This is a genomic window from Nocardia asteroides (assembly GCF_900637185.1).
Taxonomy (GTDB): Bacteria; Actinomycetota; Actinomycetes; order Mycobacteriales; family Mycobacteriaceae; genus Nocardia; species Nocardia asteroides.
The window spans coordinates 1580771-1605025 of record NZ_LR134352.1; the positions used below are offsets into that span (position 1 = coordinate 1580771).

The 24255-nt window shown below is 73.2% G+C and carries 2 protein-coding genes; both read left to right on the top strand.

The features are described 5' to 3' along the window. Positions 1-133 precede the first annotated feature (133 nt). Complete coding sequence (locus tag EL493_RS07570) at positions 134-7402, top strand: non-ribosomal peptide synthetase (protein WP_019045003.1); 7269 nt, start codon at positions 134-136, stop codon at positions 7400-7402. Between the two features lie 59 nt (positions 7403-7461). After that, on the top strand, positions 7462-24150 hold the full coding sequence (locus EL493_RS07575) for a non-ribosomal peptide synthetase (RefSeq protein WP_019045004.1): 16689 nt from the start codon (positions 7462-7464) through the stop codon (positions 24148-24150). Positions 24151-24255: the final 105 nt, after the last annotated feature.

Below are 24255 nucleotides of genomic sequence, written 5' to 3' on the forward strand. Positions count from 1 at the left end.
GGTCGGCGGCAGCAGTTAGGTGTGACTATGCTGTGTCCGACTCGGCTGCCGGACGCGAGAGGTGTATTGGTCTGTGGAAACCCCCCGCCGCACTGGCCGTGCCGGTCGTCGACGTACCACCGGCGCACCGCTGTTGGGTCAGTTGCTCACGGCCGCCGTCGAATCCGCGGCCGGGTCGATAGCTGTCCGCTACAACCCGACCGGCATGCCGGGTGCCGAACGCGAGCTCACCTACTCCGAACTCGACGTGGAATCCTCGCGCCTGGCACGTGAACTCATCGACCGCGGCATCGGCGCGGGCGACGTGGTCGCCATCGCGATCGCGCGGTCCATCGAGTCGGTCCTCGCGGTCTGGGCCGTCGCCAAGGCGGGCGCGGCCTACGTGCCGGTCGACCCGGCCTACCCGCGCGACCGGATCGCGCACATCGTCACCGACTCCGGCGCGGTCCTCGGCCTGACCACCGCCGCGCACCGGGCCACCCTCGGCACCGGCCTGTACTGGGTGGAACTGGACGACCCGGTGGTCGCGGGGCGGATCGCCGTGCGGCCCGGGCACGCGGTGAGCTACGCCGACCGGGTCAGGCAGATCGACGAGCGCCACCCGGCCTACGTCATCTACACCTCCGGCTCCACCGGCAAGCCCAAGGGCGTGGTGGTGACCCACGCTGGCCTCGGCGCGCTGGTCGCCGCCGAACGCGAGCACTTCGGCGTCGACCCCGATTCCCGTGTGCTGCATGTTTGCTCGCCGAACTTCGACGTGTCGGTGCTCGAGCTGTTGCTCGCCTTCACCTCCGGCGCCACCCTGGTGATCTCGCCGCCGCGGATCTTCGGCGGCTTCGAACTGTCGGATCTGCTTCGGCGCGAACGCATCACGCACATGCTGATCACCCCGGGCGCGCTCGAGTCGGTCGACCCGGCCGGGCTGCCCGATCTGCGCGCGGTGATCGTCGCCGGTGACCGGTTCGGCCCGGAACTGGTGGGCCGCTGGGCGGGCAACGGCCGCGCCTTCTACAACGGCTACGGACCCACCGAGGCCACCATTCTCGCCACCAGCACCGCGCCGCTGCATCCGCGCGCGCCGATCACCATCGGTTCCGCCGTGCCCGGCACGGGTCTGTACGTCCTCGACGCCCGGCTGCGGCCGGTGCCCGCGGGGGTCGTCGGTGAGCTGTATCTGTCCGGTCCCGCGCTGGCGCAGGGCTATCTGGGCAGGCCGGGGCTCACCGCGGAACGCTTCGTGGCCTCGCCGTTCGGCACGGGCAGGCTCTACCGCACCGGCGACCTGGTGCGCCGCGTCGAGCACGACGGCACCCTGGAATACCTGGGCCGCACCGACTTCCAGGTGAAGGTGCGCGGTTTCCGGATCGAGCTGGGCGAGATCGACAACGCGCTCACCGCGCACCCCGACCTCGACTACGCGGTGACCATCGGCAAGACCATGCCCTCGGGCGCGACCGCGCTGGTGTCGTATGTGCTGCCGCGGGTCGGCCGCACGGTCGACACCGGCGCGCTGGCGGAATTCCTGTCCACCTCGTTGCCCGCGTACATGATCCCGGCCGTCATCATGGTGCTCGACGCGCTGCCGCTGACCTCGGTCGGCAAGCTCGACCGTGCCGCGCTGCCGACCCCGGTGTTCACCGCCCGCGGTTTCCGCGCCCCGGCGACCCCGGCCGAACAGGTGGTCGCCGACGTGTTCGCCGCGTTGTTGCTGCGCGACGGTTCCGGGCGCGTCGGGGCCGACGACGACTTCTTCGAACTCGGCGGCGACTCGCTGCTGGCCGCGCAGGCGGTGGCCCGGATCGGCGCCGCGCTGGACGTGCGGGTGCCGGTGCAGGCCGTCTTCGAGGCGCCCACCGTGGCGGCGCTGGCGAACAAGGCCGAGCAGCACCGGGTTTCGGGCCGCGCGCCCGCGCTGGTGCTGCAGCAGCGGCCCGCGCTGATCCCGCTGTCCTACGCCCAGCAGCGGATGTGGTTCCTCAACCGGTTCGACCCGGCCTCGGCGGTGGACAACATCCCCGTCGCGGTGCGGCTGTCCGGCCGGCTCGACCTGCCCGCGCTGCACGCGGCCGTCGCCGACCTGGTGACCAGGCACGAAGTGCTGCGCACGGTGTACCCGGCGCTGGACGGCGAGGGCCACCAGGTGGTGCTCGCGCCCGGCGATCCCGCGGCGGCGCCGGACTTCGCGGTCGTCGACGTCGCCGACGACGAGCTGAGCGCGGCCATCGCGCACGCCGCGCTGACCGGCTTCGACGTCACCGCGGCCCCGCCCGTGCGGGTACGGGTGTTCGCGTTGGTCGAGCCGGGATCCATACGCGACCCCGAGAACGAGCCGACCGAGCACGTCTTGGTGTGCGTGGTCCACCACATCGCCGCCGACGGCTTCTCCTTCGCCCCGCTGACCAGGGATCTGCTGGCCGCCTACGCTGAACGCCGGGGCGGCGGGGCGCCGCACTGGCCGCCGCTGCCGGTGCAGTACGCCGACTACACGCTGTGGCAGCGCGCGCTGCTCGGCAGCGAGGACGACCCCACCTCGCTGCTCGCCGAGCAGGTCGGCTTCTGGCGCCGCACCCTGGCCGGCCTGCCCGAACAGCTCGATCTGCCCACCGACCGGCCGCGGCCCGCCGTCGCCAGCCGGGCGGGCGGCACGCTGAGCATCCAGGTGCCCGCCTCGGTGCACGCGGGACTGGCCGGCCTGGCGCGCAACCACAACGCCACCCTGTTCATGGTGGTGCACACGGCGCTGGCGGTGCTGCTGGCCCGGCTCTCGGGCACCCGCGACATCGCCATCGGCACCCCGGTCGCCGGGCGCGGCGAACAGGCGCTCGACGAGCTGATCGGCATGTTCGTCAACACCCTCGTGCTGCGCACCCAGGTCGACCCGGCGGTGAGCTTCACCGAGCTGCTCGCCGAGGTGCGGGCGGGCGACCTGGCCGCTTTCGGCCACGCCGACGTGCCCTTCGAGCGCCTGGTGGAACTGCTCGAGCCGGTGCGTTCCACCGCGCGGCACCCGCTGTTCCAGGTGATGCTGACCTTCCAGAACCTGGCCCGCACCGACCTGGCGCTGCCCGGTCTGTCGGTGTCCGGCGCCGATTTCGACGTGCCGCTGGCCAAGTTCGACCTGCAGGTGGAGCTGGCCGAGCGGATCGGCGCCGACGGCGCGCCGCAGGGCATGACGGCGTCCTTCGTCTACGCCACCGACCTGTTCGAGCACGCCACCGTCGCCGATTTCGCCGACCGCTGGACGCGGGTGCTGGCCGCGGTCGTGGCCGAGCCCGCGGCGCCGGTCGGCGACATCGACGTGCTCGCCCCCGGCGAACGCGAACTGGTCCTGCGCGAAGGCGAATCGGCGGGCATCGCGGTGCCGGAAGTGACCCTGGCCGATCTGATCTGCGCGCAGGCCACCCAGCGGCCCGACGCGATCGCGGTACGGGCGGGGGATCGCACCCTCACCTTCGGCGACCTGCTCGGCCGCGCCTCGGCCCTGGCCCGCGCGTTGATCGCGCAGGGCGCCGGCCCGGAAACTCTGGTGGCCGTTGCCGTTCCGCGCACCGAGGAGCTGCCGGTCGCGCTGTTCGCGGTGCTGCTCTCGGGCGCAGGCTACCTGCCGATTGATTCCGGATACCCGGTCCAGCGGCTGGAATACGTTCTCGCCGACGCGAAACCCGCTGTGCTGCTGACCACCTCGGACGAGCGGCAGTACGTGCCCGCGGAGCTGCCGGTGGTGCTGGTCGACGCGGAACTCGGCTACCCGGCGGGCCCGCTGCGGCCGGGCGAGCGGCGGGCGCCGGTGCGGCCGGATCATCTGGCCTACGTCATCTACACCTCCGGCTCCACCGGCCTGCCCAAGGGCGTCGGGGTGAGCCATCGCAATGTGCTAGAGCTGTTCGCCAACACCCAGCTGCTGTTCGAGTTCGACCCCGACGACGTGTGGACGGCGTTCCACTCCTTCGCCTTCGACTTCTCCATCTGGGAACTGTGGTGCGCGCTGGCCGGTGGCGCGTCGGTGGTCGTGGTCGACCACATCACTTCGCGCTCGCCGATCCAGTTCCGCGAGCTGCTCGCCCGCGAGCGGGTGACGGTGCTGAGCCAGACCCCCACCGCGTTCGCCCAGCTCGACGAGGCCGACCGCGCCGCCCAGGCCGCGGGCGCGGCGCCACTGCCGTTGCGCTACATCGTCTTCGGTGGCGAGGCGCTCGACCCGCGCAAGCTGGCCCGCTGGTACGGCCGGTACGGAACCGGTTCGGGCGCACCACAACTGGTGAACATGTACGGCATCACCGAGACCACGGTGCACGTCTCGCACCTCACCATGGACTCCGGTGCCGCCGAGCTGCCGAGCAGCCTGATCGGGCGGGCACTGCCCGGCCTGTCGGTGGCGGTGCTCGACGACCGGCTGCGGCCGGTGCCCTTCGGCGTCGCCGGTGAGCTCTACATCGCCGGTGGGCAGGTCTCGCGCGGCTACCTCGGCAAGCCGGGGCTCACCGCGACCCGCTTCGTCGCCGACCCGTACGGCCCGCCCGGCGCCCGCCGCTACCGGTCCGGCGACCTCGGTCGCTGGATCGGGTTCCGTGGCACGCCCGCGCTCGAGTACGGCGGGCGCGGCGACCAGCAGGTGCAGCTGCGCGGGTTCCGGATCGAGCCCGGCGAGATCGAGGCGGCTCTGCTCGGGGTGCCAGGGGTGGGCCAGGCGGCGGTCGTCGTCCGGGCCGACGAACTCGCCGGTGATCGGCTGATCGCCTACGTGGTGCCCGCCGACAACGCCGCGCTCGATCCCGCCGCCGTGCGCGACGCGGTCGCCGAATTCCTCACCGGCTACATGGTTCCCGACGCCGTCGTGGTGCTGGCGAGCCTGCCGCTGACCGCCAACGGCAAGCTCGACCGGGCCGCGCTGCCCGCGCCCGAGTTCACCGCCACCACCACCTTCCGCGCGCCGACCACGCCCATCGAACTGAGTGTCGCCGAGGTCTTCGCCACCCTGCTCGGCGTGCCCGAGATCGGCCTCGACGACGACTTCTTCGACCGCGGCGGCAACTCGCTGCTGGCCACCAGGGCCATCGCGCGGATCGACCAGGCGCTGGGCGCCGACCTCGTGGTGCGCGACCTCTTCGAGGCGCCGACCGTGGCCACGCTGGCCGCGCGGGTCCGGCCCGGCGCGGTCACCGCGCCACGGCCGCCGCTGATCCCGGCGCAGGAGCGCGGCGTCGTCCCGCTCTCGCCCGCGCAGCAGCGGATGTGGCTGCTCAACCGGATCGACCCGGACTCACCGGCCTACAACATCCCGCTGGTGCTGCGGCTGCGCGGCGCGCTGGACACCTCGGCCCTGCGCTACGCGGTCGCCGACGTGCTGGAACGGCACGAGGCGCTGCGCACCAGGTTCCCCGCCGACGGGCCGGGTGCGGTGCCGTACCAGGAGATCCTGCCGGTCAGCGCGGTGCTGCCGACCGGGCTGCCGGTGGAGGAGTGCGAGGATCCCCGCGACCGCGTGATGTGGCTGCTGGCAGGCGGATTCGACGTCACCGAGCGAGTTCCGTTGCGCGCCGGGCTGTTCACCGTGCCCGACGACGATCCGCTGGCCGAGGAGGAACACGTCCTCGCGGTGGTGGTGCAGCACATCATCGCCGACGGCGCCTCGCTCGCGCCGCTGGCTCGCGACCTGGTGATCGCCTACCGGGCCCGGGTCGAGGGCCGTTCGCCCAGCTGGGCCCCGCTGCCGGTGCAGTACGCCGACTACGCCCTGTGGCAGCGCGAGGTGCTGGGCGACGAGCACGACGAGTCGTCCACCGCCGCACGGCAACTGGACTTCTGGCGGCACACGCTGGCCGGCCAGGCCGGCACCGTGGAGCTGCCGCACGATCATCCGCGCCCGCCGCACGCCTCGCTGCGCGGCGCCGACGTGATCACCACCTGGCCCGCCGATGTGCACGCCCGGCTGGCCGAGCTCGCCCGCGCGCACAACGCGTCGCTGTTCATGGTGGTGCACGCGGCGCTGGCGGTGCTGCTCGCGCGGGTCTCCGGCAGCACCGACATCGCCATCGGCACCCCGATCGCGGGTCGCGGGGAGCCGGAACTCGACGACCTGGTCGGCATGTTCGTCAACACGCTCACGCTGCGCACCGAGGTGTCGCCGCAGCGTGGCTTCGACGAACTGGTCGCGCTGGCCCGCGAGGTCGACCTGGCCGCCTTCGCGCACGCCGACCTGCCGTTCGAGCGGATCGTGGAGGAGGTGGCCCCCACCGGCACCGTCTCGCACAATCCGCTGTTCCAGGTGGTGCTGTCGTTCCACAACACCGAGACGCCGGTGTTGCGGCTGCCCGGGCTCACCGTCGAGGCGATGGACCTGGCCGCCCGGCCGGCCAAGTTCGACCTCCAGGTGAACGTGGAGCCGCGGCTCACCGCCACCGGCGAGCCCGACGAGCTCGGGCTGGTGTTCACCTACGCCACGGATCTGTTCGACGAGTCCACCGTGGCGGCGTTCGCGCGTGGTCTCACCGAGATCGTCGCCGCCGTCGCCGCCGACCCCGGGGTCCGCATCGGTGACATCGACCTGCGCGACGCCAGGGAACGCGAACGCGAACTGACCGCCGCCGCCTACGCCCCGGCCCCGTCGGCCAACGGCGCCGCGCTGGCCCAGGAGCTGGCGGCCGCGGTGGAGGAGGACCCGGAGGCGCCCGCCATCGAGCTGACGCACGCCGAGCTGTCCTACCGCGAGCTCGACGCTCGCTCCTCCCAGCTGGCCCGCTCGCTGATCGCGCGCGGCGCGGGCCCCGGCACCGGCGTCGCGGTGCGGCTGGAACGCGGACAGCACGCGGCGATCGCCACCTGGGCGGTGCTCAAGGCGGGCGCCGCGGTGGTCCCGCTGATGACGATGGACGCCGCGCTGCCCGGCCGGCTCGAGGTGAAACTGGGCCTGGCCCTCGACATCCTCGACCCGCCGGACGGCCTGGACTGGTACGACCTCGCCGACCCGGCCCTGATCGCGGAGCTGGCCGCGGAATCGCCGCGCCCGATCGGGTACGCGCATCGCACCCGTGCCCTGCGCGGCGACGACGTGGCCTTCATCGGCGGTGGCCGCACGCTCAGCTACGACGAGCTGGCCGGTGCCGCCGAGCGGGTGGCCCAGCGGACCGGACTCAACTTCGAGTCGCGGACCAGGGCGGCGGGCAGGCCGGATTCGGTGGCGGGTGTGCTGGAGATCGTCGCGACCGGAATTGCCGGTGCGACGCTGGTGATGGCGCCGGACGACGGCGGGGAGGACGAGGTGAGCCACGTGTTCACCGAGTCCGCGGTGGCGGTGGGGGCGCCGGGGGACGGAACCGGTGCGACGATCGTGGCGCTGAGTGAGATGATCGGCAACACCGGACAGCCGCAGCAGCGGCGACCGGTGGTCGGGATGGATGGATAGGTGCAGGTGCGCATGACCGGGCAACGGCTAGTCGACTCCGTCGATCGGAGGGAGCGGGCGTGACCCGGGCGAGCAGGGTTTCCGGTGCCCGTGCCAGGCAGCGCGGGAAGTCGCTGCCGCAGCTGCTGTCCGTCGCCGTCGAGTCGAACCCGGGCGGTCTCGCGCTGTCCTGGGACGACGGGGTGTCGGCGCCGGTGCGCTGGACCTACGCCGAGCTCGACGAACGCGCCAACCGGCTGGCCCGGCTGCTGATCGCGCGCGGGGTGGGCCCCGAGGACGTGGTCGCGGTCGGCATCCCGCGTTCGCCGGAGTCGGTGCTGGCGATGTGGGCGGTCACCAAGACCGGCGCCGCGTTCCTGCCGGTCGACCCCAACTACCCGCCCGCCCGGGTGACGCACATGCTGGCCGACTCCGACGCGGTGCTCGGTGTCTCCGTCACCGCGGCCGTGGATCGCCTGCCCGGCACCGTCGGCTGGCTGTGCCTGGACGACGACGCGGTCCGCCGCGCCGCCGACGAGCAGCCCGGCGACCCGGTGACCTTCGCCGACCGGGTGCGCCCGCTGCGGCTGACCCACCCGGCCTATGTCGTCTACACCTCTGGTTCCACCGGTCTGCCCAAGGGCGTCGTCCTCACGCACGCCGGGCTGGCCGGGTACTGCGCCGAGCAGCGCGCGCACTACGGCGTCGAGCCCTCGGCCCGCACCGCGCACTTCGCCTCGCCCTCCTTCGACGGCGCGGTGCTGGAACTGCTGATGGCGGTCGGCGCGGCCGCGACCATGGTGATCGTGCCCGCGGGCATTCTCGGCGGCACCGAACTGGCCGAGGTGCTGCGTCGCGAGGCGGTCACCCACCTCTTCATCACCACCGCCGCGCTGGCCTCGCTGGACCCGGCGGGCCTGGACGAGCTGGCCGTGGTCACCACCGGCGGCGAGGCCTGCCCGCCGGATCTGATCCAGCGCTGGGCCGGCCCGCTCCCGTCGGGGGCGCCGCGCCGGTTCCACGACTGCTACGGGCCGACCGAGACCACCATCGTCACCAATATCAGCGCGCCGCTGATGCCCGGCGACACCATGAACTTCGGCGCGCCGCTGCGCGGGGTCACCGAGTACGTGCTCGACGAACGGCTGGTCCGGGTGCCCGACGGCATGATCGGCGAGCTGTACATCGCCGGCGCCGGTCTGGCCCGCGGCTACTACCGGCAGCCCGCGCTGACCGCGGCCCGGTTCGTCACCGACCCCTTCGACCCGGCCGGTGGGCGCATGTACCGCACCGGCGACCTGGTGCGCAGGCGCGTGGACGGGGCGATCGAGTTCGTCGGCCGCAACGACTTCCAGGTGAAGGTGCGCGGCTTCCGGATCGAGCTGGGCGAGATCGACACCGTGCTCACCGGGCACCCGGCGGTCGACTTCGCCGTCACCGTCGGGCACGAACTCGACAACGGCACCACCATTCTCGCCGCCTACGTGCACGCGGCCCCCGGCGCGACGATCGACACCGAGCAGCTGTTCGCGCACGCGAAGGCGGGCCTGCCCGCGCACATGGTGCCCACCGCGCTCACCGTGCTCGACACCATCCCGCTGACCCCGGTCGGCAAGCTCGACCGCGCCGCCCTGCCCGCACCGGTGTTGCGCGCCAAGGAGTTCCGCGCGCCGTCGGGCGCGATCGAGGAACTGGTCGCGCGCGTCTTCACCGAACTGCTCAGCCCCGAGCGCCGAATCGGCGCCGACGACGACTTCTTCGCCCTCGGCGGCAACTCGCTGCTGGCCACCCAGGCCGCGGCGCGCCTCGGCGCCGAACTGTCCACGCGCGTGCCCGCGGGCCACGTCTTCGAAAGCCCCACCGTCGCGGGCCTGGCCGCGCTGCTCGCGCCGCTGGCCGGCACCGGCGGTCAGACCGCGCCGACGCCACGGGAACGTCCCGACCTGATCCCGCTCTCGCCCGCCCAGCAGCGGATGTGGTTCCTCAACCAGTTCGATCCCGGCTCCACCGCCGAGACCATCCCGTTCGCGCTGCGGCTGGCCGGACCGTTCGACCCGCGCGCACTGCACGCCGCGCTCACCGACCTCGTACAGCGGCACGAATCGCTGCGCACCTACTATCCGGCGGTCGACGGTGTCGGCCACCAGGTGGTGCTGCCCATCGCCGACGCCGTGCCCGATGTCCTCATCGACACCCTCGACGAGGACGAATTGCCGCTGTGGCTGGGCGAATTCGCCGCCACCGGCTTCGACGTCGCCACCGGCGTGCCGCTGCGGGTCGCGCTGGCCGAGCTGGGTCCGCGCGATCACGTGCTCGCCGTGGCCCTGCACCACATCACCGCCGACGGCGCCTCGGTCGCCCCGCTGCTGCGCGATCTGCTCGGGGCCTACCTGGCCCGGCGCAACCGGTCGCGGCCCAGCTGGCAGCCGCTGCCGGTGCAGTACGCCGACTACACGCTGTGGCACCGGGAGGTGCTCGGCGCCGAGGACGATCCCGCGTCGGTCGCCGCCGCCCAGATCACGTTCTGGCGCGACACCCTGGCCGGGCTGCCGGACCGGCTCGACCTGCCCACCGACCGGCCCCGGCCGCCCGTGTTCACCGGCCGCGGTGCCGAATTCGGCTTCCAGATCCCGGCCGAGACGCACGGTGCGGTCGCCGCGCTGGCCCAGCGCCTGGGCGCCTCGGAGTTCATGGTCACCCACGCCGCGTTCGCGGTGCTGCTGAGCAAGCTCTCCCACACCGACGACATCGCCGTCGGCACGCCGGTGGCGGGTCGCGGCGCGCGCGAACTCGACGACCTGATCGGCATGTTCGTCAACACGCTGGTGCTGCGCTCGCGCATCGATCAGCGGGCGAGTTTCGCCGAACTCCTGCGCGAGACCAAGCGCGCCGACCTGGCCGCCTTCGCCCATGCCGACCTGCCGTTCGAGCGCCTGGTGGAACTGCTCGACCCGGTCCGCTCCCAGGCCCACCACCCGCTGTTCCAGGCGGCCCTGTTCTTCCAGAACCTGGACCTGCCGAACCTTCGGCTACCCGGCCTGGACGCGGCGCCGGTCGAATTCGACGGTGTCGTAGCCAGATTCGACCTCCAGCTGACGATCGTCCCCGGCACCGATCCGGCCGAACCGATGGCCGCTTCGTTCAACTACGCCACCGACCTGTTCGACGCCGCCACCATCGAGACGATGGCCGCGCGCTTCACCCACCTGCTCGCCACGGTCACCGCCGACGCCGATCGCCCGATCGCCGAGGTCGAGCTGACCACCGCGGCCGAGCGGGAACTGACGCTGGTCGCCTGGAACGGGACCACGCACCCGGTCGCCCCGGAACTCATGTTGGACGCGTATCGCCGTGCGGTCCAAGCGCATCCGGACGCCACCGCGCTGATCTACGAGGGCGCCGAACTCACCTACCGGCAGTTCGACGAACGTGTCAACGCGCTGGCCCGGCTGCTGATCCAGGCCGGCGCGGGCCCGGAACGGCTGGTGGGCCTGGCCATCCGGCGCTCACCCGAGCTGGTCGTGGCCATGTACGCGGTCCTCACCGCGGGCGCCGCCTACGTGCCGCTGGACCCGGACCACCCCGCCGAGCGCATCGCCTACATCCTCGACACCGCCCGGCCCGCCGCGGTCCTCAGCGCCGAGACGATCCCCGTCCCGGAAGGCACCGCGCTGCTGCGGCTCGACGAGCTCGATACCAGGGGTGTCCCGGTCGACATGGTGCGCGCGAACGAGCTACGCGCCCCGCTGCGGCCCGAGCACCCGGCCTACGTCATCTTCACCTCCGGTTCCACCGGCAAGCCCAAGGGCGTGGCGATCACGCACGCGGCCATCCACAACCAGCTGGTGTGGATGCTCGCGAAATACCCGCTGGCCCTGGGTGATGTGTACCTGCAGAAGACCGCGACCACCTTCGACGTGTCGCTGTGGGGTTACTTCATGCCGCTGCGGGTCGGCGCCACGCTGGTGCTGGCCACCCCGGACGGGCACCGCGACCCGGCCTACCTGATCGATCTGATCGCCCGGCACCGCGTCACCGTCACCGATTTCGTGCCCTCGATGCTCACCGTGTTCGCCGCGCAGGCGGCGCCCGGCTCGCTCGGGTCGTTGCGCGAGGTGTTCGTGATCGGCGAGGCGCTGCCGCCGGAGACCGTCGACGCCATGGCGGCGATCGGCTCGGCCCGCCTGCACAACCTCTACGGCCCCACCGAGGCCGCCGTCTCGGTGACCTACTGGCCCGCCAGGGCAGGCGAGCGAACCGTGCCGATCGGCCTGCCGCAGTGGAACACTCGCGTCTACGTGCTGGACGAGCGGTTGCGACCGGTGCCGCCGGGCGTCGCGGGTGAGCTCTATCTGGCGGGCGCGCAGCTGGCGCGCGGGTATGTCGCCCGGCCCGGCCTGACCGCCGACCGGTTCGTCGCCGACCCGTTCGACCCGGGCTGCCGCATGTACCGCACCGGCGACCTGGTGGTGTGGCGCCTGCCCACCCCGTCGGCGCCGCACCGGCTGGACTACCTGGGGCGCATCGACTTCCAGGTGAAGTTCCGTGGTCAGCGCATCGAGCTCGGCGAGATCGAGACCGCGCTGCTCGCCCACGAAACGGTCAGCCAGGCGGTGGCGCTGGTGGTGCCGACCGAACTCGGCGACCAGCTCGTTGCCTACGTGGTCCCCGCTCCCGGCCAGGCCGCCGACCCGGACCGGCTGCGCGCGTTCGCCTCGAAGACGTTGCCCGCGTACATGATTCCGGCGGCCGTCACGGTGCTCGACGCGCTGCCGCTCAACGCCAGCGGCAAGCTCGACCGTAAAGCGCTGCCCGCACCGCGCTTCACCGCCCGCGCCTTCCGCGCGCCGGGCACCGAGCAGGAACGCCTGGTCGCCGACCTGTTCGGCGAGGTGCTGGGCCGCACCGACATCGGCGCCGACGACGACTTCTTCGCCCTCGGCGGCAACTCGCTGATCGCCACCCGGCTGGTGGCCCGCCTCGGCGCGGCCACCGGCGGCCGCGTCGCCGTGCGCACCCTGTTCGAAACCCCGACCGTGGCCGGGCTGGCCGCCGTGCTCGACCCGGGCGCCGCCACCGCCTCGACCAGCGGTCTCGGGGCCGTCGAGCGGCCCGCGGTGCTCCCACTCTCGCCCGCTCAGCGGCGCATGTGGTTCCTCAACCGGTTCGACCAGGACGCGGGCGAGGTGGCCGGTGACGGCGCCGCCGCCTACAACCTGCCGTTCGCGCTGCGCCTGACCGGCACCCTGGACGTGACCGCGCTCGGCGCCGCCCTGCGCGACGTCTTGGCCCGGCACGAGGTCCTGCGCACCATCTATCCCGACACCGGTGACGGCCCGATCCAGCAGGTGCTGCCGGTCGAGCGGGTCGACCTGGACGTCGCGGTGCGCCGGACCGCGGCGGCCGAGGTGATCGAGGAGGTCACCGCGCTCGCCGCGACCGCCTTCGACGTGACCACCGAGGTCCCGCTGCGGGTCCGGCTGCTCGACATCACCGCCGACGCCCCCGACGCGCCCGCCGAATACGTGCTCGCCGTGGTGGTGCACCACATCGCCGCCGACGCGTCCTCGATGGCGCCGCTGGTGCGCGACGTGACCACCGCCTACCTGGCCCGCACCGCGGGCCACGCGCCCGGCTGGCCCGCGCTGCCGGTGCAGTACGCCGACTACGCGCTGTGGCAGCTGGACCGGCTCGGCGCCGAGGACGACGCCGATTCCGCCGCCGCCAAACAGATCTCGTTCTGGCGCGACGAACTCACCGGCCTGCCCGACCTGCTGGAACTGCCCGCCGACCGGCCGCGCCCCGCGGTCGCCTCGCTGGCGGGCAGCCGGGTGCCGGTGCGGATCGACGCCGACCTCCACGCCGGCCTGGCCCGGATCGCGCGCGAGCACGGCGCCACCGTGTTCATGGTGCTGCACACCGCCTTCGCGGTACTGCTGGCCCGGCTGTCCGGCGGCACCGACATCGCCGTCGGCACCCCGGTCGCGGGCCGTGGCGAACGCGAACTCGACGACCTGATCGGCATGTTCGTCAACACGGTCGTGCTGCGCACCCGTTACGACGGCGGGGCCGCCTTCACCGACCTGCTGATCGCGCAGCGCGCGAGCGACCTCGCCGCCTTCGCCGCCGCCGACGTGCCGTTCGAACGACTCGTCGAGGTGCTCGACCCGCCGCGGTCGACCGCCCGGCATCCGCTGTTCCAGGTGGGCCTGTCGTTCCAGAACGTGGACCGGGCCGCGCTGGAGCTGCCGGGCCTGCGGATCGCGCCGGTCTCGGCGGAACTCGCCGTGTCCCAGTTCGATCTGCATCTGATCGTCGGTGACGGCTACGCCGCCGACGGCACGCCCACCGGCATCGAGGGCTTCTTCACCTACGCCACCGACCTGTTCGACGCGGCCACCGTGCACGCCTTCGCCGACCGGCTGACGCTGCTGCTCGACGCCGTGGTGCGCGAACCCGCGGTGCGGGTCGGCGACGTGGACCTGCGGACCGAGACCGAACGCGCCGCCGAGATCACCTCCGGCGCCGCCGATCTCGCTGTGCCCGGCGGCACCCTCGCCGATCTGCCCACCCAGGCCAGGCCCGAGGCCGTCGCACTGGTGGCCGATCTGCCCGAGGGCAGGCTGGAGCTGACCTACGCCGAGTTCGAAGCCCGCGTCAATCGCCTGGCCCGGCATCTGATCTCGCTCGGCGTCGGTCCCGAGACGCTGGTCGCGCTGGCGCTGCCGCGCTCGATCGATCTCGTCGTCGCCATGTACGCGGTGGCCCGTTCCGGTGGCGCGTATGTGCCGATCGATCCGGACCAGCCGGCCGACCGCACCGACTACATCCTGGGCACCGCGGCCCCGATCTGTGTGCTCAGCAAGGGTTTCCGGACCGATGCCGCACCGGTCGTGCGGGTCGATCATCCGGTGATCGCCGCGGCCGACCCGTCGCCGGTCACCGACGCCGACCGCAGGGCGCCGCTGCGCCCGGAGAACACGGCCTACGTCATCTTCACCTCCGGTTCCACCGGCAGGCCCAAGGGCGTCGCCGTGCCGCACGCCGCCGTGGTCAACCAGTTGCAGTGGCTGCGTGGCGAATTCGGCACCGGCCCGACCGACGCGTTCCTGCTCAAGACCCCCGCCACCTTCGATCTGTCGGTGTGGGAGTTCTGGTCGGCCGCGGTGAGCGGCGGCAAGCTGGTGATCGCCGCGCCCGACGGGCATCGCGACCCCGCCTACCTGGACGCGCTCATCGCCGACGCGGGCGTCACCACCCTCACCGCGGTGCCGTCCCTGCTCGACGCGCTGGCCGGCTACTGGGCCGCCGCGCCGGACTCGCCGCTGGCGCGCATCCTCGCCATCGGCGAGGCGCTGCCCGCCGCGCTCGCGCAGCGCCTGCTGACCGCGTTGCCGCACACCAGGATCGACAACCTGTACGGGCCGACCGAGGCCGCGGTGTCGATCACCGATCACCGCGTGACCGCCGCCGACGTGCTGACCGTTCCCATCGGCACCCCCGAATGGAACAGCCGGGTCTACGTGCTCGACGAGCGCCTGCGGCCCGTCCCGCCGGGGGTCAGGGGCGAGCTGTATCTGGCGGGCGTGCAGCTGGCCCGTGGCTACCTGCGCAAAGCGGCCCTCAGCGCCGAACGGTTCGTCGCCGACCCGTTCGAGCCGGGCGCCCGCATGTACCGCACCGGTGACCTCGTCGCCCGTGACGGCAGCGGCGCGCTGAACTACCTGGGCCGCAGCGACTTCCAGGTGAAGGTGCGTGGGTTCCGGGTGGAGCCCGGTGAGATCGAGGCCGTGCTGCTCGGCCTGCCCGGGATCACCCAGGCCGCGGTGCTCGCCCGCACCGACGCGCACTTCGGCGATCGGCTGGTGGCCTACGTGGCCGGTGCCGAACCGGATGTGGCGCAGGTGAAGTCGGCGCTGCGGGCGAAGCTGCCCGCCTACCTGGTGCCGGAAGCCTTCGTCGTGCTCGACACCCTGCCGCGCACCGTCAACGGCAAGCTGGACCGGGCCGCGCTGCCCGCGCCCGTCTTCGAGGCCGCGGCCTTCCGCGCACCCGCGACGCCGACCGAACAGCTCGTCGCCGGCGTCTACGCCGACATCCTCGGCGTGGACACCGTCGGCGCCGACGACGACTTCTTCGCCCTCGGCGGCAACTCCTTGCTGGCCACCAGGGCGGCGGCCCGGATCGGCGCCGCCCTGGACCGCGCGGTCGGCGTCCGCCAGCTGTTCGAGGCGCCGACGGTGGCCGACCTGGCGCTCCGAGTGCACCGCTCCGCCGAGCTGGCCGCGGTGCCGCTGGTCGCCGGACCGCGCCCGGACCGGCTGCCGCTGTCGCTGGCCCAGCAGCGGATGTGGCTGCTCAACCGGCTCGACCCCGACGCCACCGTCTACAACATCCCGGCCGCCATCCGGCTCACTGGTGTACTCGATGTCGCCGCGCTGCGCGTCGCGGTCGGCGACCTGTTCGCCCGGCACGAGATCCTGCGCACCCGCTACCCGGTGATGGACGATGCCCCGGACACGCCGGTGCAAGAGGTGCTCGCGCCCGACACGGTGCGGGTCGACCTGAACCCGGTGCCGGTCACCGCCGACGGCCTCGTCGAGGAGGTGCGCCGCACCGTGGCCACCGGGTTCGACGTCACCGCCGCGGCGCCGGTGCGGTTGCGGCTGCTGCGCCTGGACGCCGAGGATCACGTGCTGGTGTTCGTCGCCCATCACATCGCCGCCGACGGCTTCTCCATGGGCCCGCTCACCCGCGACCTGGTGCTGGCCTACACCGCCCGCACCGAGGGCGCCGCGCCGACCTGGGCGCCGCTGCCGGTGCAGTACGCGGATTACGCGGTGTGGCAACGCGACTCGCTCGGCGACGAAGCCGACCCCGCCTCCACCGCCGCCACTCAGCTCGCCTACTGGACCACCGAACTGGCCGGGCTGCCCGAGGAGATCGCGCTGCCCGCCGATCGCCCGCGCCCGCCGGTGCAGTCCTTCGCCGGGGCGCAGCGCACGGTCGAGATCGACGCGCCGCTGCACGCCGCGCTGGCCGGACTGGCCCGCGCGCAGGGCGTCACCGTGTTCATGGTGGTGCAGGCCGCGCTCGCGGTGCTGCTCGCCCGCACCAGCGGTACCGACGACGTCGCGATCGGCACCCCGATCGCGGGTCGTGGCGCGCGGGAACTCGACGATCTGGTCGGCATGTTCGTCAACACGCTGGTGCTGCGCAGCCGGATCACCCCGGCCGAGCCGTTCACGGCCCTGCTGCGCCAGACCCGCGACACCGATCTGCGCGCCTTCGCCCACGCCGACGTGCCGTTCGAGCGCGTCGTCGACGCGGTGCAGCCGGCCAGGTCGGCGGGCAGGCATCCGCTGTTCCAGGTGGCGCTGTCGTTCGAGAACCTGGCCCCGGTCGCGATCGAGCTGCCCGGTATCACGGTGGGCGCGCTGGACGCGCGCACCGCCGAGGCCAAGTTCGACCTGCTGCTCACCGTGCGCGAACAGCCCGCCCAGGGCGGCATGCACGCCGAATTCACCTATGCCACAGACCTGTTCGACGACGCGACAATCCAGGACTTCGGCGCGCGGTTCGTCCGGCTGCTCGGGGAACTGGTCGCCGATCCGGAGATCGCGGTCGGTGACGTCGCCCTGCTCGACGCGGCCGAATTCACCACGCAGACCACCTTCGCGGGCCCGCCCGCCGAGCCGGAACGCACGCTCTCGCAGCTGATGGACGCCGCGGTGCTGGCCAATCCGTCCGGCATCGCGGTGCGCGGCGACGGGCGCGGCTTCACCTACGCCGACCTCGACGCGGCGGCCAACCAGCTCGCCCGCGCGCTCATCGCCCGGGGCGCCGGGCCGGAAGTGGCTGTCGCCGTAGCCATCCGGCGCTCCATCGAATCCGTGCTCGCCGTCTGGGCGATCGCGCGGACCGGCGCGATGATCGTGCCGATCGACCCCGGGTACCCCGCCGAGCGGATCAGCCACATGGCCGCCGACTCGGGCGCGGTCTTCGGCGTCACCCTGTCCGCCGAGCTCGCCGGGCTGCCCACGCTGTCCGGTGACGCGAGCTGGGTCGCCCTCGACGACCGTGAGTTCACCGCCGAGGTGGCCGCGGCGGCGTCGGTCGGGCTGCGCGAGATCGAGTTGCGCGCCCAGCCGCGCACCGGCAACGGCGCGTACATGATCTACACCTCCGGCTCCACCGGGCTGCCCAAGGGCGTCGTCGTGACACACGCGGGCCTGGCCAACTTCTGCGCCGAGCAGAAGCAGCGCTACCGGCTCGGACCCGCCTCGCGCGCACTGGCTTTCGCCTCGCCCTCGTTCGACGCGTCGATGCTGGAGCTGCTGCTCGCCCTCGGCGGCGCGGGCACGCTGGTGGTGGCTCCGGCCGGGTCCGTCGGCGGCGCCGAACTGGCCGAGCTGATCCGCGCCGAAGGCGTGACCCACACCTTCCTCACCCCGACGGTGCTGGCCACCATCGACCCCGACGCCGTGCCCGGCCTGCGGCACCTGGTGGTCGGCGGCGAACACGTCCCCGACGACCTCGCCGCGCGCTGGAACACGCTGCCGGAACGCGAGTTCCACAACGGCTACGGACCCACCGAGACCACCATCATGGCCGCCATCAGCGACCCGCTGGCGCCGGGCGAGCCGGTGCACATGGGCGGCCCGATCCGCGGCACCACCGCGCTGGTCCTCGACGAGCGGCTGCGCCCGGTGCCCGACGGCGTCACCGGCGAGCTGTACCTGGGCGGTATCCAGCTGGCCCGCGGCTATCACCGCCGCACCGCGCTCACCGCCGCCCGCTTCGTCGCCGACCCGTACGGCCCCGCGGGCACCCGGCTCTACCGCACCGGCGACCTCGTGCGCAGGCGCGGCGATGTGCTGGAGTTCGTGGGCCGCAACGATTTCCAGGTGAAGATCCGCGGCCTGCGGATCGAGCTCGGCGAGATCGACGCGGTGCTCACCGCCGCGCCCGGCGTCGCCTGGGTGACCACCCTCGGCCGCACCACCGGCACCGGGGCCACCATGCTGGTCTCCTATGTCCTGGCGGAACCGGGGGAGCGGCTGGACCCGGCCGAGCTCACCGCGCTGGCCGCGCAGGTGCTGCCCGACTACATGGTGCCCGCGGCCGTCGTCGTCCTCGACGAGCTGCCGCTGACCCCGGTCGGCAAGCTCGACCGCGCCGCGCTGCCGGACCCGGCGGCCGAACGGCGCGAGCACCGCCCACCGCGCACCGCCGCCGAACGGGCCGTCGCCAAGATCGTGGGCGAGGTGCTCGGGCACGAGCGGATCGGCCTCGACGACGATTTCTTCGCCCTCGGCGGCGACAGCATCACCGCCATCCAGGTGGTCTCCCGGGCCGCGGCCGCCGGCGTGGTGCTGCGCCCGCGCGACCTGTTCGACGCGCGTACCGTCGCCGCCCTGGCCGAACGCGCCGAGGTGAGCATCGACGTGGGCAAACAGCCCGCCGCGCTGCCGCTCACGGCCACCGCCGCGCAACTGCTCGAGGCCGGTGAGAGCGCGGTCGAACCGCGCGCCGTGCTGCTCGACGTGCCCGCCGACTGCCCCGACGACGCGGTCGCCGACGTGGTCGCCGCGGTGATGAACCAGCATCCGATGCTGTGGGCGGTCCTCGACCGCACCGGTGCCGAACCGGTGCTCGTCATCCCGTCGCAGGAGGAACGCACCGGCGACGCCTTCCGCAGGCTCGACGCCACCGACGGCGAGTCCTCGCTGCCGGTCGCCGACGTCGTCGCCGCGGCCGCCGCGGCCCTGGACCCGGACGAGGGCCGCAATATCCACTTCGTGCTCACCGGCGACGGAGACACCGGCGCCACGCTGGTCGTCGTCGCCAACTCGCTGGTGCTCGACGAGTCGTCCTGGCGGTCGGTCGTCGACCAGCTGACCACCGCGTGGAGCCGCGGCCGCCATGCCGCCCCCGTCGCGCCCGACGCCGGGCTCGGCGACCTGGTGCGCAGGCTCGCCGACTACCCGTCCTCGCCGCGCGCCCGCGCCGAACGCGAGTACTGGCATCGCGCGATCCGTTCCCGCGCGGACGACTCGGTGGACCTGCACCAGCGCAACCGGGTCTCGCTCAGCATCACCGGCGAGGGCACCGCCGCGGTGTCCACCGTCGCCGAGGCCTACCGCGCCACCGTCGACGAGGTGCTGCTCACCGCCGCCGCGCTGGCCCTGCACACCGCCGCCGAATCGGCCGTGGCCAGGGCGATCGGCACCGTGGTCCGGCTGCGCGCCGACCAGCGGGTGCTCGGCCGCGCCGACGCCGAGACCGTGGTCGGCGGCTTCACCACCGACTACCCGCTCACCCTGCGCCTGGACGGGGTGGACATCGCCGACGCGCTCGTCGGCGGTCCGGCCGCGGGCGCCGCCCTGGCCCAGATCAAGGAACTGCGCCGCACGGTGCCCGCCCACGGCGCCGGCTTCGGCCTGCTGCGCTACCTCGACGTCGACGCGGTCGACAGCGTGCGCACCCTCGATCGCGGCCGGTTCGCCGTGCGCTTCCGCGATCTGCGCCCGGCGAAGATGCACACCGATGTGGCCGCCGACGGACTGGTCCTCGCCCTCACCGTCGACGCCACCGACGACGGCATGGTCGCGCGCTTCGACTATGCCACCGCGGTGCTGACCGCCGACGCGGTCAAGACCTTCGCCGAACACTGGATCCGCGCGCTCGGCGGTCTCGCCGAACACGGATTGCGGCCCGGCGCGGGCGGATTCACGCCGTCGGACTTCCCGCTGGTGCGGCTCGGCCAGACCGAACTCACCCGGCTGGTGCGCCGGTACCCGCTGGTGAGCGACATCTGGCCGGTCACCCCGTTGCAGTCCGGCATGCTCTTCCACGCGCTGCTCGCGGAGAACTCGGTCGACCCCTACATCACCCAGTTCGTCCTGGACCTCGACCCGGCGGTGGAACCCGACCGGCTCCGGCAGGCCGCGCAGATCGTGCTCGACCGGCACGACAACCTGCGCGTCGCCTTCGCCACCGACGCCGCGGGCACCCCGCTGCAGATCGTGCTCGACGACATCGACGTGCCGTGGCAGATCATCGACGCCGACGCCGAGACCTACCAGCGGATCAAGGCCGCCGACCTGGCCGAGCACTTCGACATGGCCACCGCGCCGCTGCTGCGGTTCACCCTGGTGCGCACGCCCGAGGGCGCGCACCTGCTGGTCACCAGCCATCACATCCTGATCGACGGCTGGTCCACCCCGCTGCTGCTGCAGGAACTGCTCACCGCCTACGCCCTGGGCGGTCGCAGCAGGCGCCTGCCCAAGGTCGCGCCCTACCGGGACTACCTGACCTGGCTGGCCGACCAGGATCCCGAGGCCGCCCGGCAGGCGTGGCGGTCCGCGCTCACCGGGCTCGCCGAGCCGACGCCGCTGGCCCCGGTCGACCAGGGCCGCGAGATCGCCACCGGCACCGGCGAAACCGGCTTCGCGCTGTCGGAGTCCGACACCGCCGCACTGTCCGAACTCGCCGCCGGGCTGGGCGTCACGGTGAACACTGTGGTCCAGGCCGCGTGGGGCCTGCTCATCGCCCGCCTGGTTGACCGCGACGACGTGGTGTTCGGCGCCACCGTCTCCGGCAGGCCCGCCGCGCTGCCCGGCGTGGAACGCATGGTCGGCCTGTTCCTCAACGCCATCCCCGTCCGGGTGCGGATGCGGCCCGGCGACACCGTGGCCGACCTGCTGCGCCGGCTGCAGGCCGACCAGGCCGAGCTGCTCGACCATCACCACCTGGGCCTCGGCGAGATCCAGGAGATCGCGGGCATCGACGCCCTGTTCGACTCGCTGGTGGTGTTCGAGTCGTTCCCGGTGGACCGGGAAGGCCTGGCGCAGGCCGCTTCCGGATCCGCGAGCGTGCTCGGCATGGACGCGGCCAACGGCACCCACTACCCGCTGACCGTGCAGGTCGTGGCCGACGGCAGGCTGCGGGTGTCGGTGAAGTACCTGCGCGACGTCTTCGGCGAGGACACTGCGGCCGCACTGGCACAGCGGCTCTCGATGCTGCTGGCCCGGTTCACCGCCGCGCCGCAGGACCGCATCGCCGAGATCGACGTGCTGCTGGCCGAGGAACGGGCCCGCCTCACCGCGATCAACGCCACCGACGTGCCGGAACTGCTCACCGAGGCGACCCTGATGTCGCTGTTCGACGCGCAGGTCACCCGAACACCCGACGCGGTCGCCCTGATCGACGGCGGAACCTCGCTCACCTACGCCGAATTCGACGCCCGCGCGCGCACATTGGCGGCAGCGCTGCTGGCCCGCGGCGCCGGTCCGGAGACGCTGATCGCGGTCGCCGTGCGCCGCGGCGTCGACCTGGTGACCGCGATCTACGCGGTCCTGCGCACCGGCGCGGCCTACGTGCCGGTCGACCCGGACCATCCGGCCGAGCGCACCGATCGGGTGCTCGGTACCGCCGCGCCGCTGTGCGTGCTCACCACCACCGCGACCGGATTCAGCACCGCGGCAGCGGTTCCCGTCGTCGAGATCGACACGCTCGACACCGCGACCGGCACGGCGACGTTCGCCGCGGCCCAGCCGGACAACCTCTCCTATGTCATCCACACGTCCGGCTCCACCGGACTGCCCAAGGGCGTCATGCTCACCCACCGGCAGCTGGCGGCGCAGTTCCGCTGGGCGCAGCGCACCTACCCGCACGGGCCCGGTGATGTCGTCCTGCACAAGACCCCGGTCACCTTCGACATCTCCACCTGGGAGCTGTTGTGGCCGTTGCAGACCGGCGCCACCGTGGTGATCGCCGCGCCCGACGGGCACCGCGATCCGGCCTACCTGGCCCGGGTGATCGGCGAGCGCGCCGTCACCACCGTGCATTTCGTGCCGTCCATGCTCGACGCCTTCCTCGCGGACACGACCGGTGAATTCGGCTCGCTGCGCCGGGTCTTCGCCGCCGGCGAGGCGCTGTCGGCGGCGACCGCGCGCCGGTTCGCCCAGGCGCTGCCCGGCGTCGAGCTGATCAACTGGTACGGCCCGGCCGAGGCCACCGTGGTCACCGCCGCGCGGGCCGAAGCCGGTGCGGGCGTGAGCATTCCGATCGGTACCCCGGTCGCCAACACCCGCGTCCACGTGCTCGACCGGCAGCTGCGCCCGGTACCGCCCGGCACCGCCGGTGAGCTGTACCTGGAAGGCGTGCAGCTGGCCCGGGGCTATCTCGGCGCGGCCGGGCTCACCGCCGAACGGTTCGTCGCCCGGCCCGGCGGCGGCAGGCTCTACCGCACCGGCGACGTGGTCCGCTGGACCGCCGGGGAACAGCTGGATTACCTGGGCCGCAGCGACTTCCAGGTGAAGCTGCGCGGTCAGCGGATCGAGCTGGGCGAGGTCGAAGCGGTGCTGCTCGACCATCCCGCGGTCCGGCACGCGGCGGTCGCGCTGGTGCACGGCCCGACCGGCGACCGGCTGGTCGGCTACGTGGTGCCCGTCGAGCCGGCCGAGCCCGAGCAGGCGCCCGCCGCGCCGTCGCCCGCCGGCTACTCGCTCGCCGCGGGGACGCCGCAGGCCGGACTCGACGAGGCCGCGTTGCTGGCGCACGCCCGCGCCGCGCTGCCCGCGTACATGGTTCCGTCGGCGCTGGTGGTGCTGAACGCGCTGCCGCTCAACGCCAGCGGCAAACTCGACCGCAAGGCGCTGCCGGTGCCCGCGGTCACCACCCGGCCCTACCGCCCGCCGACGACGCCGCTGCAACGCGCCGTCGCCGAGGTGTACGCGGAGGTGCTCGGTGCGGGCAAGGTGGGTCTCGACGACGACTTCTTCGAGCTCGGCGGCAACTCGCTGGTCGCCACCAAGGCGATCAGCAGGCTGCGCACCCGGGTCGGCGCCGACGTGCGGGTGCAGTGGTTCTTCACCGACGCCACCGTCGCCGCGCTGGCCGCCCGCATCGACGCCACCCAGGCAGGCGCGGGCGACTACGACACCGAATCCGACGACGCGCTCGGCGTGCTGCTGCCCATCCGCAACCGGGTGCCGCACGGCACCGAGGCGGGCGGCCCGCTGTTCTGCATCCATCCGATGTACGGCCTGTCCTGGTGCTATGCCGGGCTGGCCCAGTACATTCCGGCGCGGCGGCCGATCTTCGGCCTGCAGTCCCCGGCGCTGAGCGAGGCGGGCTACCTGCCCGGCACGCTCACCGAGATGGCCCGGCGCTACGTCACCGAGATCAAGGCCGAACAGCCGCACGGCCCGTACCGGCTGATGGGCTGGTCGCTGGGCGGTGTGCTCGCGCACGCGGTCGCCACCGAACTGCAGGCGCAGGGGGAGCGGGTCTCGCTGCTGGCCATGCTGGACTCGCACCCCGACATCGACGTGCCCGATTTCCACACCGCGGTGCGCGACGCGCTCGCCGAACTCGGCGTCGACCTGGGCAAGGCGCTGCCCGCGGCCGGGGTGCGCGAACTCAGCGACGAGGGGCTGGCCGCGCTGCACGCGATCATCCCGGCCAACATGGCCGTGCTCACCCCCGAGCGGGTGCGCCGCATCTACCGCAGCGCGGTGCGCTCGGCCGAGCTCATCGCCGAGCACCGGCCCGCGGTGTTCCGCGGCAGGCTGGAGTACTTCAGCGCGCTCGGACACGAGGCGGCGGCACGGAATTGGGCGCCGTATGTCGAGGGCGAGGTCCGTGACCGGCCGGTCCCGGTGGTGCATGATCAGATGACCTCACCGCAGGCGCTGGCCGAGATCGGCCCGCGCCTGGCGGAGTTGCTGGATGCGGGCGACCGGGAGGCCGGGGCGCGATGACATCGGTGATGCCGGTGAGGCATGATGTGACCGCGCTGTTGTAACGATTCCTACTGTTGTATCGCTCGGGTAGCCCGTAGGGTTTGCCCGTGGTGCAACCCATTC